General features: G+C 59.1%; 10 protein-coding genes. 5 read left to right on the forward strand and 5 right to left on the reverse strand.

Annotated elements, in window-relative coordinates; genetic code table 11:
* Position 1: 1 nt before the first annotated feature.
* Both pip and zapE read left to right on the forward strand, forming a co-directional pair.
* Complete coding sequence (pip, locus tag BMZ91_RS02095; RefSeq protein WP_092833808.1) at positions 2 to 976, forward strand: prolyl aminopeptidase; 975 nt, start codon at positions 2 to 4, stop codon at positions 974 to 976.
* A gap of 54 nt (positions 977 to 1,030) precedes the next feature.
* Positions 1,031 to 2,086 (forward strand): cell division protein ZapE, encoded by a 1,056-nt coding sequence (gene zapE / locus BMZ91_RS02100; protein ID WP_092833810.1) that lies wholly within the window; start codon positions 1,031 to 1,033, stop codon positions 2,084 to 2,086.
* A gap of 22 nt (positions 2,087 to 2,108) precedes the next feature.
* Here the strand turns inward: zapE and BMZ91_RS02105 are convergent, their stop codons facing one another.
* Complete coding sequence (locus BMZ91_RS02105; protein WP_092833812.1) at positions 2,109 to 3,038, reverse strand: ABC transporter ATP-binding protein; 930 nt, start codon at positions 3,036 to 3,038, stop codon at positions 2,109 to 2,111.
* 74 nt (positions 3,039 to 3,112) lie between these two features.
* On the opposite strand from BMZ91_RS02105, the gene BMZ91_RS02110 reads away from it, so the two are divergent.
* Positions 3,113 to 3,292: a zinc-finger domain-containing protein gene (locus tag BMZ91_RS02110; protein WP_092833814.1), complete on the forward strand. Its 180-nt coding sequence runs from the start codon at positions 3,113 to 3,115 to the stop codon at positions 3,290 to 3,292.
* Between the two features lie 85 nt (positions 3,293 to 3,377).
* Positions 3,378 to 6,179, forward strand: a complete 2,802-nt coding sequence (gene polA / locus BMZ91_RS02115) for a DNA polymerase I (RefSeq protein ID WP_092833816.1) — start codon at positions 3,378 to 3,380, stop codon at positions 6,177 to 6,179.
* Positions 6,180 to 6,200: 21 nt separating this feature from the next.
* Here polA and BMZ91_RS02120 read toward each other — a convergent pair whose 3' ends face one another.
* The 3 genes from BMZ91_RS02120 to cuyA form a co-directional block, all read right to left on the reverse strand.
* Positions 6,201 to 6,647, reverse strand: coding sequence for a YtoQ family protein (locus tag BMZ91_RS02120; RefSeq protein WP_092833817.1), 447 nt, complete (start codon positions 6,645 to 6,647; stop codon positions 6,201 to 6,203).
* A gap of 17 nt (positions 6,648 to 6,664) precedes the next feature.
* The gene (gene pheT, locus BMZ91_RS02125; RefSeq protein WP_092833819.1) at positions 6,665 to 9,064 is read right to left on the reverse strand and encodes a phenylalanine--tRNA ligase subunit beta; all 2,400 of its coding nucleotides are present in this window, start codon (positions 9,062 to 9,064) and stop codon (positions 6,665 to 6,667) included.
* A gap of 125 nt (positions 9,065 to 9,189) precedes the next feature.
* The gene (cuyA, locus tag BMZ91_RS02130; protein ID WP_092833820.1) at positions 9,190 to 10,206 is read right to left on the reverse strand and encodes a D-cysteate sulfo-lyase; all 1,017 of its coding nucleotides are present in this window, start codon (positions 10,204 to 10,206) and stop codon (positions 9,190 to 9,192) included.
* Between the two features lie 108 nt (positions 10,207 to 10,314).
* Here cuyA and BMZ91_RS02135 point away from each other — a divergent pair, with 108 nt between their 5' ends.
* Positions 10,315 to 11,193: a LysR family transcriptional regulator gene (locus BMZ91_RS02135; protein WP_092833822.1), complete on the forward strand. Its 879-nt coding sequence runs from the start codon at positions 10,315 to 10,317 to the stop codon at positions 11,191 to 11,193.
* Between the two features lie 74 nt (positions 11,194 to 11,267).
* Here the strand turns inward: BMZ91_RS02135 and BMZ91_RS02140 are convergent, their stop codons facing one another.
* The gene (locus BMZ91_RS02140) at positions 11,268 to 12,527 is read right to left on the reverse strand and encodes a urate hydroxylase PuuD (protein WP_092833824.1); all 1,260 of its coding nucleotides are present in this window, start codon (positions 12,525 to 12,527) and stop codon (positions 11,268 to 11,270) included.
* Positions 12,528 to 12,584 lie beyond the last annotated feature (57 nt).

The raw sequence follows: 12,584 nt of genomic DNA on the forward strand, positions 1-12,584 counted from the left end.
CATGAACAAATTCTCAGGCCAAAAGAGCGCAGTACAATATCTATATCCGCCGGTCGAACCCTTTGACCGGCAAATGATGGATGTGGGCGACGGGCACAGCATTTATGTCGAGCAATCCGGTCGCCGTGATGGGCTGCCGGTTGTGGTGTTTCACGGCGGTCCGGGTGGCGGGTGCAGCCCGGCGATGCGGCGTTATTTCGATCCGGCCATCTATCGGATCATTCTGTTCGATCAACGCGGGTGCGGGCGATCAAGGCCCCATGCCAGCGTTGAGGATAACACCACCTGGCATCTGGTGGCGGATATTGAACATATTCGCCGCGCGCTTGGCATTGACACTTGGATTGTCTTTGGCGGAAGCTGGGGCGCGACGTTAGCGTTGATTTATGCACAGGCCAATCCCGCGCCAGTGATGCATCTTGTGCTGCGCGGCGTGTTCACCATGACCGAGGCCGAACTGACCTGGTTTTATGGCGGTGGGGCCGGGGCATTCTGGCCCGAAACCTGGCATCAGTTCAAATCGCTGATTCCCAAGGCCGAACACGGCGATATTATCGCCGCCTATCACCGGCGGCTGTTTTCCGGGATATTGAACGAAGAGGTTCGTTATGCCAAGGCCTGGTCGGCCTGGGAAAATGCGCTTGCCACGGTGCATTCCACCGGCGTTGGCGGCGATAGCCCGGCGGATTATGCGCGCGCCTTTGCGCGCCTTGAAAACCACTATTTCACCCATCGCGGGTTTCTGGCGTATGACGGTCAAATCCTTGATCAGATGGATAAAATCGCCCATATCCCCGGCACGATTGTGCAGGGGCGCTATGATATGATCTGTCCGCCCGCCACCGCCTATCAACTGGCGCGGGTCTGGGAAAACGCCGATCTGCGGATGATTCCGGTGGCCGGTCACGCCCTGTCAGAGCCGGGAATCAGCGCCGAATTGGTCGGCGTGATGAACCGGCTGGCGCGAAAAGCCTGAACCCTCAAGGCATTGGCGCTTTTCCCGGCGCCTTTCCCGCGATATCCCGGTGGTATGGAAACGCTACCCGAACTTTATGCCCGGCGTGTTGCCGACGGCACGCTGACCTATGACGCCGCACAAGAGGCGTCTCTGCCCGAATTCGAGCGGATTCGACAGGCCCTGGCCGATCAACCGCGCAAAGGCTGGTTTCGCCGCGCACCAGAGCCGATCAAGGGGCTATATCTCTGGGGTGGGGTCGGGCGCGGCAAATCCATGTTGATGGATCTTTTTGTCGAGACGGTCGATGTGCCCAAGCGCCGGGTGCATTTTCATGCCTTCATGCAGGAAATCCATGCCGGGCTACATGCGGCCCGCGCGCGCAACGAAAGCGATGCACTTACCCCGGTGGCGAAAGAGGTGGCCGATTCGATACAGCTTTTGGCGTTTGACGAGATGCAGATCACCGATATCACCGATGCGATGATTGTCGGCCGCCTGTTCGAGGCGCTTTTTGCCGCCGGTGTCGTGGTGGTCACGACCAGCAATCGCATTCCCGACGAGCTGTATAAAAACGGGCTGAACCGTCAGCTTTTTCTGCCCTTCATCGAAATCGTCAAAGAGCGCATGGTTGTCTATGAAATGGCAAGCCCGACGGATTACCGACAGGATCGCCTTGCCGGAAGCCCAAGTTATTTTACCCCGATCAATGAGGCATCGCGCGCCGAGGTCCAGAGTATCTGGCAGGATCTGACCGGCGGCAAGGGCGAGCCGCACAAGATCATCGTCAACAAGCGCGAGGTCGAGATCCCGGCGTTTCACAACGGCGTGGCGCGGGCAACGTTTTATGATCTTTGCGGCAAACCCCTTGGCCCGGCGGATTACCTTGCGCTGGCAGAGGCGACGCGGGTTCTGATCCTGGAAGACATCCCGCAACTGGGGCGCAGCAACTTCAACGAGGCCAAGCGCTTTGTCACCCTGATTGATGCGCTCTACGAGGCGCACGTGCGGCTTATCTGTTCGGCGGCGGCAAAGCCGGAATACCTTTACCTTGAAGGTGAAGGATCGTTCGAATTTGAACGCACCGCCAGCCGTCTGCGCGAAATGCAATCCGACGGCTGGGGCAAGTGACGCCTGTATTGGCAGGCGAATTTTAGCGGCTGCGTGTCAGTTCCAGAAACACATCCTGAAGATCGGCCTGTTCGGTCTTTACGTCGCGGATGGAAATCCCCGCTTCTCGAACGGCGGCCAGAACCGCTTCGGCCGAGGTGACCGACGAATGATAGGTGATCACAAGCGCCCCATCCGCACGCGATGAAATCTCTAGCCCCTCGCCCTTTGGCAAGGTTGTGGCCGGGCTATCGGGCTGAATGATCATCGTCTTGGCATCAAGCCGCCCCAAAAGGTTGGCGGTGCTGTCGCGCGCCACCAGTTGGCCAAGGTTGATGATGGCGATTTCATCGCACATCTCTTCGGCCTCTTCGAGGTAATGCGTGGTCAGGATAATCGTCATTCCCTGTTGATTGAGGCGACGAATATTTTCCCAAAGCATCTGGCGCAATTCGATATCGACACCTGCGGTCGGTTCATCCAGCACCAGAATATGCGGCGTATGCACAAGGGCCTTGCCCAGCAAAAGCCGCCGCCGCATGCCGCCCGACAGCGTTCTGGCATAGGCATCGGCCTTGTCCTCAAGTCCGATAAGGCGCAGGATTTCGTCGCTTTTGCGTTGCGCGCGGGGCACTCCATAAAGACCGGCCTGCACCTCAAGCGCGCCGTGCGGCGTAAAAAAGGGATCAAGGTTGAGTTCCTGCGGCATGACCCCGATCGAGGCGCGCGACTGGCGCGGGTTCACGTCCTGATCGAAACCCCAGATCGTGACCTGACCGCTGGTTTTCAGAACCAGCCCGGCAAGAATATTGATCAGCGTCGATTTGCCGGCGCCGTTTGGCCCCAAAAGCCCAAAAACAGAGCCTTGCGGGATATCAAGATCAATGCCCTTGAGCGCCTGTTTTTCGGGGCTATTGCGCCCGCCGCCATAGGTTTTTGTCAGTCCACGGATTTCAATGGCATTTGCGGCCATGGTGCTCTTGCTCCTTGCTGGCGGATCAATCATATTTGGACCTAATTCAAAGTTACGCAAAAGGAAACGCCCCCATGGTAACGCAGGCCCCAGAAACGAGAATTGTTGACGCCTATCGCGTGGCCTGTGATGGCGGCGAGGGCGCGCTGGGCCATCCGCGCGTCTGGCTTCAGATTCCGCAGGACAAGGGCTATGTCGAATGCCCGTATTGCGATGCCAAGCTTGTGCACCGCGATTTTGAAGGCAAAGTCTGAACCGACCAGCGCCGCGTCTGCGGAGACCATTGGCGTTTGAGTATTTTTGGAAAGATGAAAGCCGTCTGGGCGAAAGGGGCTAGCCATGTCATTCGGAAAAGGTTGTCATCTGCATCTGATTGACGGATCGGCGTTTATCTTTCGGGCCTATCATGCGCTGCCGCCGTTGACGCGCAAATCGGATGGTTTGCCGATCGGGGCGGTCGCGGGCTTTTGCAACATGTTGCAGCGTTATGTCGAGGGCAACAATGGCCATGATGCGCCGACCCATGTGGCGGTGATCTTTGACAAGGGGAGCCACACGTTTCGCAACGATATGTATCCCGAATACAAGGCCAACCGCGAGGCGATGCCCGAGGATTTGCGGCCGCAAATGCCGCTGACGCGCGAGGCGACGCGCGCCTTCAACATCGCCTGTGAAGAGATCGAAGGCTATGAGGCCGACGATATTATCGCGACGCTGGCCTGTCAGGCGCGCGATCTTGGCGGGCGGGTGACGATCATCAGCAGCGACAAGGACCTGATGCAGCTTGTCGGCGGCGGGGTCGATATGCTGGATGCGATGAAAAACCGGCTTATTGACGTCGATGGGGTGCGCGAAAAGTTTGGCGTTGACCCGGATCGCGTGGTCGATGTGCAGGCTTTGGCCGGGGACAGTGTCGATAATGTCCCCGGCGCGCCGGGCATCGGGGTGAAGATCGCGGCGCTTTTGATCAATGAATTCGGCTCGCTTGAAGAGTTGCTGGATCGCGCGGAAGAGATCACACAGCCCAAGCGCCGCCAGACCCTGATTGAGAAGCGTGAACAGATCGAGATGTCAAAGCGGCTGGTGCAGCTTGATTGCAACACGCCGCTTGATTTCACGCTTGATGATCTTGAGGTGCGTGACCCGGACGCTGATGCCCTGCTGGAGTTTCTTGCCAGGATGGAATTCCGCACCCTGTCCAAGCGGATTGCCGATGCGCTTGGCGCCGATGCGCCGGTGATCGCAGAGGCGTCGCCACAAGCGGGGACTGAGGCGCAGAATGCCCCGGTATGGCCCGCAATAGACCCTGAAAAATACGAACGGGTTGGCGATATGGCCGCTTTGGAAACATGGATCGAACGCATTCGGGCGCGTGGTTATGTGGCGGTGGATACCGAGACGACATCGCTCAATGAGATGCGAGCCGATCTTGTGGGAATCTCGCTTTGCGTCGATCCCGGTCAGGCCTGTTACATCCCGCTTATCCATAAGGATGGTGCGGCGGACGATCTTTTTGGATCGGACAAGCTTGCCGATGGGCAGCTAAGCGTCGGCGATGTGCTTGCCGCATTGAAACCAGTGCTTGAAGATGATGCGATCCTCAAGATCGGGCAGAATATGAAATATGACGCCAAGATTTTTGCGGCCCTCGACATTCAGGTCGCCCCGATTGATGATACGATGCTTATGTCCTATGCGCTTTATGCCGGGCAGCATGGGCATGGGATGGACACGCTGAGCGACCGTTATCTGGCGCATAAGCCGATCCCGATCAAATCGCTTTTGGGGACGGGTAAATCGGCGATCACCTTTGATCGCGTACCAGTCGATGAGGCAGTGAAATACGCCGCCGAGGATGCCGATATCACGCTGCGCCTATGGCACCTGTTCAAGCCGCAATTGCACCGCGATCAGGTGACCACGGTTTATGAGGTTCTCGAACGCCCGCTGGTGCCGGTTCTGGCCCGGATGGAGCGGTACGGTATCAAGGTTGATCGTGAAACCCTGAGCCGGATGTCGAATGCCTTTGCCCAGAAAATGGCCGGGTTAGAGGCTGAAATTCACACGCTTGCCGGGCGCAGCTTTAACGTCGGTTCGCCCAAGCAATTGGGTGAAATCCTGTTTGACGAAATGGGGCTTGAGGGCGGCAAGACCGGCAAGACCGGGGCCTATGCGACGGGCGCCGATGTTTTGGAAGACCTTGCAACCGAACACGAACTGCCCGCTCGGGTGTTGGATTGGCGCCAGCTTTCCAAGCTGAAATCGACCTATACCGACGCGCTTCAGGATCATATCGACCCGGACACGGGGCGGGTGCATACGTCGTATGTTCAGACCGGGGCGAATACCGGACGGTTGTCATCGACCGATCCCAACCTGCAAAACATCCCGGTGCGATCCGAAGAAGGCCGCCGCATCCGTGAGGCTTTTGTTGCAGAGCCGGGAAACCGCCTTGTCAGTCTCGATTATAGCCAGATCGAGCTTCGGATTCTGGCCCATGTGGCGGGGATTGATGCGCTTAAGGCGGCGTTTCGCGAGGGGCAGGATATTCACGCGATGACCGCGTCAGAGATGTTCAATGTGCCGATGGATGACATGACGCCGGATATTCGCCGTCAGGCGAAGGCGATCAACTTTGGTGTGATCTATGGCATCTCGGGCTTTGGTCTTGCGCGCAACCTGCGCATCCCGAGGTCAGAGGCTCAGGGCTTTATCGACCGCTATTTTGAACGCTTTCCCGGCATCAAGGCCTATATGGATGAAACCGTCGGATTTGCCAAAGAGCATGGCTATGTCCAGACCCTGTTTGGCCGCAAGATCCACACGCCCGAGATTGCCGCCAAGGGCCCGCGCGCCGGGTTTGCCAAGCGCGCAGCGATCAATGCACCGATCCAGGGAAGTGCCGCCGACATTATCCGCCGCGCGATGATCCGGATGCCGGATGCCATTGCCGATATTCCCTGCAAGATGCTGTTGCAGGTGCATGACGAATTGATCTTTGAGGTGGCCGAGGATGCGGTTGATCGTCTGATCACCACGGCCCGCGATGTGATGGAAGGCGCGGCGCACCCCGCCGTGCATCTTGACGTGCCTTTGGTCGTGGATGCGGGGCAGGGGGCGAACTGGGCCGAGGCACATTAAGCGTCGCGTGGCCCAGGGGCGTTACCCCGGCAGGCTGCCGTCCAGAACATAGCGCAGGATTTCCACAACCTGCGCAGGGTCGCGGGCAACGGCCAGGGCGGCGGCGTCGACCTCTTTCAAGGCATGATCGTGATCCGGTTCTTGCAAGATGATCAGCGATTTGCCAAGCGCGGCGGCATAGCCAGCATCAAACGCCGCGTTCCATTGTCGGTATTTTTCGCCAAAGCGCACGACGACCACATCGGCATCGGAAATTCCCTTACGGGTGCGGATCGCGTTGACCATCGCGCCCTTGTGATCGTGCCAGTATTTACTGTCCTCAGCGCCAAGGATCGCCACGCCGCAATCGTCGCTGGCGGCGTGATCGGTGACCGGGCTGTTGAAGGTCACAGCAAGACCTTTTGCCCCTTCAGTGATCTGTTCGCGCCAGTCGGTGTGAATTTCGCCTGACAGATAAACGTTCAGCATGCCATATCCCCCTTTTTCTAGCCGCGCAGCGTACCGCCGGTGGCTTTGGTGACTTTTTCGATGATTTTGGCCGAAACAGTCTCTATTTCGGCCTCTTTTAGTGTCGCGCCCTTGGGTTGGAGGCGCACAGTCATGGCGAGCGATTTCTTGCCCTCGCCAAGGTTGCCACCGATGAATTCGTCAAAGATGCGCACATCCTCGATCAGCGCCTTATCGGCCCCGGCGGCGGCATTGATCAGGGTCAGAGCCTCGACCCCGGCATCGACAACAAAGGCAAAGTCACGTTCGACCGCTTGCAGATCGCTGATCTCAAGCGCGCCGCGTGTCGCCGAGGTTTTGCGCGGCAGCGGGATTTCGGCGGGATAGAGAGTAAAGGCGACCGCAGGGCCCTTCACGTCCATCGCCTGAAGGGTGCGCGGGTGCAATTCGCCAAAGACCGCAAGCATCTTTTTGGGGCCAAGGCAGATACGGCCATGACGACCGGGGTGGAACCATGCCGGGCCGTCGCGCAGCACTTGAACCTTGGTTGGCGCGCCGATTGCGGCAAGGATCGCCTCGGCGTCGGCCTTGGCATCAAACAGGTCAACGGCGCGCGCGCCGCCCTGCACGTCCTTGGGGCCGGTGCGACCCACCAGAAGGCCCGCCATCTGGATATGCTGTTCTCCCGGTTCGCCGCCCTGAAAGGCGTGGCCAACCTCGAACAGGGCAAGATCCATGATACCGCGCGCCTGATTGCGGGCCGCGGCCAAAAGCAGACCAGGAAGCAGATCGGGGCGCATATGGCTCATTTCCGAACTGATTGGATTGGCGAGCATCGTGGCATCGTCGCCACCGCCAAACAGCGTCGCGCTGGCGTGATCAATAAAGCTATAGGTGACGCATTCGTTGTACCCGAGGGCCGCGCCCATGCGCCGGGCGATCTGTTCGCGCTTTTGCATCGGCGACAGGATCGGCTTGGGTACGCCGACATCCACGCGCGCCATCGGGCGACCCTTGAGCTTGGTCAGAGAGGCAATGCGCGCCACTTCTTCGACAAGGTCGGCCTCACCAAGGATGTCCGGGCGCCAGCTTGGGACATGGGCCATATTGCCTTCAAGTTTGAAGCCAAGGCTGGTCAGGGTCTGGCGTTGCTCGGATTCCGGAATGTCCATGCCAACAAGCGAGCGCACGCGCGCCGGATCAAGCCGATAGGCGCGCGCCACATCTGGCACCTGCCCTGCGGTAACGCGGTTCGATGGGCTGCCGCCACAAAGATCAAGGATCATCTGGGTCGCGAGATCGAGTGCCGCCATATTGAAGGCCGGGTCGATCCCACGTTCGTTGCGATACCGCGCATCAGAGTTGATCTTGAGCGCGCGACCGGTGCTTGCGATCTGGATATGGTCCCAAACGGCAGCTTCAAGGAAGACGTCGGTGGTGGTTTCGGTGCATCCCGTGGCAAGGCCACCCATGATGCCGCCGATTGATTCAATGCCGTGGTCGTCGGAAATCACCACCTGGCCGGGGCCGAATGTGTATTCCTTTTCATCCAGCCCAACCAGCGTTTCGCCGCCCTTGGTGCGGTGAACCCGCAGATTTCCGGTAACCTTGCCCGCGTCAAAGACATGCAGGGGGCGGTTGCGGTCATAGGTGAAAAAGTTGGTGATATCGACCAGCCTTGAGATCGGGCGCAGGCCAATGGCACGCAACCGATCCTGAAGCCACTCCGGCGAAGGGCCGTTTTGCACGCCCCGGATAAGACGGCCGGCAAAAACCTCACAGCCATTGCTGGCGGCATCTTCGTCGATGGTCACGGTGATGGGGCAGGGGTATTGACCCTCGATATGGGCCTGCTGTTCCGGCTTCATCTTGCCAAGACCGCGCGCCGCAAGATCAAGCGCAATGCCGCGCACGCCCAAGGCATCGGGGCGGTTGGGGGTGATCGCGATCTCGATCACCGGGTCAACCTTGGCCGGGTCATTGAGTGCAAGCCAATCGGTAAACCGCTGGCCAACCTCGCCCGAGGGCAGCTCGATAATGCCGTCGTGTTCTTCGCTTAGCTCCATCTCGCGCTCAGAGCACATCATGCCATAGCTTTCGATGCCACGGATCTTGCCCACGCCGATGGTCGTATCAATGCCGGGCACGTAAACGCCGGGCTTGGCGATTACAACGGTGATACCCTCGCGGGCATTGGGCGCGCCACAGATGATCTGGGTCTGGCCGCCATCCGTGTCGACCTGACAAATCCGAAGCCGGTCGGCATCCGGGTGCGGCTCGGCCTTGATGACCTTGCCGATGGTAAACTCCGCAAGGCGGCTGGCGGGGTCTGAAACGCCCTCTACCTCTAGGCCAAGGTCGGTCAGCGCCTCGGTGATCTCATCAACCGTGGCCGTGGTGTCTAGGTGATCTTTCAGCCATGACATTGTGAATTTCATGTGCGTTCATCCGCCTGTAAATCTTGGGTCGACACAGGCTTTAGCGGATATGTCCGATATGGAAAACCCCGCATCGCTGCGGGGTTTCAATATCATGCGTCGGATGGCTCGGGTTTGTGCTGGCCTTAGGCCGTCCAGTTGCCCGAGAAATCGAATGCGTTGTCATAGCCAAACAGAGCGACAGAACCGCCGGTATGAAGGAAGACAACCCGCTCGCCCTTTTTAAAATGACCCTTGCGGATCAGATCAATGAACCCGGCCGCGCCCTTGGCCGAATAGACCGGATCAAGCAGGATCGCTTCAAGCTCTGCGAACATCTTGATCGCCTCGATACCACCCTCGGTCGGGATGCCATAGCCTTCGCCGACATAATCGGTATTGGCGACAACATCTTCGCGGCCGACCACACCGGGGCAGCCAAGCTTTTCGGCGGTCTTGACGGCAAGGTTGTAAACGTTCTCTTCCTGTTTGGCCTTGGGTGCGCGCACGCCGATCCCCAGAAGTGGGATATTGGCGTTCATCGCCTTGAGCCCGGTGATAAGACCCGCCTGCGTGCCGGCGCTTCCGGTGGCGTGAACGATGTGATCGACCTTGAGCGCGCGATCGTTGAACTGCGCCAGCATTTCAAAGGCACAGTTGACATAGCCCAATGCGCCGGTCGGGTTCGAGCCGCCACCGGGGATGGTATAGACATTGCGCCCCTCGGCGCGAAACTTGTCGGCGACCGCTTCCATCTCTGCGTGCATGTCCAGACCCGGACCGCGCTTTTCGGTGGTGGCGCCATGCATATGATCAAGCAAAACGTTGCCGTTATTGTTGTAATTGGCATTGTTAGAGCCTGTTCTGTCTTCCAAAAGCAGGTGACACGCCATGCCAAGCTTGGCCGCGAAGGCTGCGGTTTGACGGGCATGGTTGGATTGCGTCGCGCCTTGGGTCATCACAAGATCGGCGCCCTGAAGCTCGGCTTCGGCCATCAGGAATTCAAGCTTGCGGGTCTTGTTGCCGCCCGTTGAGAGGCCGGTGCAATCATCGCGCTTGATCCAGATTTCCGGCCCGCCCAGTTCGGCGGTCAGGCGGTCCATCCGCTCAAGCGGGGTGGGAAGGTGGGCCATGAAACGGCGCGGGTAACGGGCAAGATGCATCTGAGGTCTCCTATAAAATGCGTTACTGGCAGAATAGAGGGCGACTAACGGGCCGTCTAATGCTAATATCGCCTGGTAATATGCAATATCTGCAAGATCGAATCGAATATGCGGCTTGAATGGCTTGATGATATCCTTGCGGTGGCCGAGGCCGGGTCGCTGGCGCGGGCCGCGCAGATACGCCATGTCAGCCAATCGGCCTTTACCCGCCGCCTGCGCGCCATCGAAGAGGCGCTTGGCGTGCCGCTGTTTGATCGCCGTCGCAAGCCGGTGGTGCTTTTACCTGAAATCGAGGCGCAGGCCGGGGAAATGCGTGCGCTGGCAACACAGCTTCGCCATCTGCGCGAAACGCTGACCCAGACAAGCGGCGCGCGGGGGCTGACGCTGGCATGTCAGCACGCGATCACCACCACCCATTCGCCCGCAATCGTCAGCATTCTGACCGCGCAGGGCGGGCGCCCGGTGCGGGTGCGGTCGGATAATCGCGATGAATGCCTGTTGCGGCTTTTGTCCGGCGAGGTTGATCTGGCAGTGCTCTACGCCGCACCAGAGATTGCGCCGCTGACCCTGAACCGGGCGTTCGAGCAGGTGTTGCTGGGTCGCGAGCGATTGATTCCGGTTGCCGTGCCGCGTCTGGCGCAGGGCGATGATTTGCCGTTTATCGGCTATCCGTCGGATGTGTTTCTGGGACAGGTGATGGCCCGCGCGATCTTGCCGGGGATTGCGGCGCATCGGGTGTTGCGACGGCGGGCGGAAACCGCGCTGACGCTGGCGGCGCGTGAATATGCCTGTCGCGGTATCGGCGTGGCGTGGTTGCCCGAAGGCATGGTGGCGCAGGATCTGAAATCCGGTCGCCTGATCAGTCTGACAGAGAGCCTGCCAAGCCAGCAGATGGAGCTTTGGATGATCCGCCTGTCGGATCGCCCCGACGATAGCTGGGCGCAGGATTGGGCGCGGCTTGTGGCGGCACTGGCAAAGCCAACTTGACAGTCAGCAATCGCGACCGCGAATCCATTACTTTGGCCAGGGTCTTTGGATAAACGGTCAGGACGCCAGGTGTTTCACTGCGCAGCGAGAGAAAACGGCAGGTCGCGGGCGGCGTTTTTGTACCAGCGGATGATCGCCCTGCGCTCCTCTTCTTCGATAAAGGACAGATTGGCCGGGGGCATGGCAACCGATACACCGGCCTGCAAATAGATCTGGCGCGCGGCGCGGGCGATATCGTTCGGGGTTTCAAGCAGGATATTCTTGGGCGCGCGGTGAATGCCGTCGTAAAACGGCTCACGCGCGTGGCACATGGCACAGCGGCCGGGCACGATGCTTGTGATCTCGTCAAACCCTTCGGCGGCGGCGAACACCTGTTCGGTTGCCGTCAAAGGCCGTGCCTCTGATTCCTCATAGCTATCGTTGCGCAACGGTGCCGTGCTTAGCCACATGATCGCGACGAACAAGAGGGCGGTCACGGCCCATGTCCAGGTCGGGTTGCCGGTGCCGGCATGGCGGGTGTTGAAATAGTGTCGGATGCTCACCCCCATCAGAAACACCAGCGCCGCGATAAGCCAGTTATACTCGGTCGCGAAGGCCAGCGGATAGTGGTTGCTGAGCATCAGGAACACCACCGGCAAGGTAAGATAGTTGTTATGGGTCGAGCGCAATTTGGCGATTTTGCCATATTTAGGGTCTGGTGTGCGCCCCTCTTGCAGGTCTTTCACGACGATCCGCTGATTGGGCATGATGATGAAAAACACATTGGCGGTCATGATCGTGGCGGTGAAGGCACCCAGATGCAAAAGCGCCGCGCGTCCGGTGAACACCTGATCATAGCCATAGGCCATGACCACCAGCAGGATGAACAACAGGACCATCAGGAAGGTCGGCTTTTCGCCAAGGCCGGATTTGCACAGGAAATCGTAAACCAGCCAGCCAACGGTCAGCGAGGCGGCGGAAATCAGGATGCCCTGCCAGATCGCCAGATCGGCCTTTGCGGCGTCGATCATGTAAAGCTCGGCCCCGGCCCAATAGACGATCATCAATAGCGCCGCCCCCGAAAGCCAGGTGGCATAGCTTTCCCATTTGAACCAGATCAGGTGGTCGGGCATGTTGTCCGGCGCGACCAGATATTTTTGAATGTGATAAAAGCCACCGCCGTGAACCTGCCATTCCTCGCCATGCGCGCCTGGCGGAAGATGCGGGGCCTTGCGCAAGCCAAGATCGAGCGCCACGAAATAGAACGACGACCCGATCCAGGCCATCGCAGTGATGACATGCAGCCACCGCACGGCAAACCCAAGCCAGTCCCAAATGATCGCCAAATCCTGCATTGTCTTCTCCTTCGCTCACTTTTGGCGACCTTACTGCACCTCGCCATTGTCCTGTAA

Origin of the sequence: Roseovarius lutimaris, assembly GCF_900115165.1 — a bacterium.
Lineage (GTDB): Bacteria > Pseudomonadota > Alphaproteobacteria > Rhodobacterales > Rhodobacteraceae > Roseovarius > Roseovarius lutimaris.

What these genes read in the sequence shown, in the direction of transcription:
- BMZ91_RS02120 (WP_092833817.1), bottom strand. Translation starts at nt 6,647, where the DNA reads ATGCTGAACGTTTATCTGTCAGGCGAAATTCACACCGACTGGCGCGAA.
- BMZ91_RS02110 (WP_092833814.1), top strand. Translation starts at nt 3,113, where the DNA reads ATGGTAACGCAGGCCCCAGAAACGAGAATTGTTGACGCCTATCGCGTG.
- BMZ91_RS02140 (WP_092833824.1), bottom strand. Translation starts at nt 12,527, where the DNA reads ATGCAGGATTTGGCGATCATTTGGGACTGGCTTGGGTTTGCCGTGCGG.
- cuyA (WP_092833820.1), bottom strand. Translation starts at nt 10,206, where the DNA reads ATGCATCTTGCCCGTTACCCGCGCCGTTTCATGGCCCACCTTCCCACC.
- BMZ91_RS02105 (WP_092833812.1), bottom strand. Translation starts at nt 3,038, where the DNA reads ATGGCCGCAAATGCCATTGAAATCCGTGGACTGACAAAAACCTATGGC.
- pheT (WP_092833819.1), bottom strand. Translation starts at nt 9,064, where the DNA reads ATGAAATTCACAATGTCATGGCTGAAAGATCACCTAGACACCACGGCC.
- polA (WP_092833816.1), top strand. Translation starts at nt 3,378, where the DNA reads ATGTCATTCGGAAAAGGTTGTCATCTGCATCTGATTGACGGATCGGCG.
- BMZ91_RS02135 (WP_092833822.1), top strand. Translation starts at nt 10,315, where the DNA reads ATGCGGCTTGAATGGCTTGATGATATCCTTGCGGTGGCCGAGGCCGGG.
- pip (WP_092833808.1), top strand. Translation starts at nt 2, where the DNA reads ATGAACAAATTCTCAGGCCAAAAGAGCGCAGTACAATATCTATATCCG.
- zapE (WP_092833810.1), top strand. Translation starts at nt 1,031, where the DNA reads ATGGAAACGCTACCCGAACTTTATGCCCGGCGTGTTGCCGACGGCACG.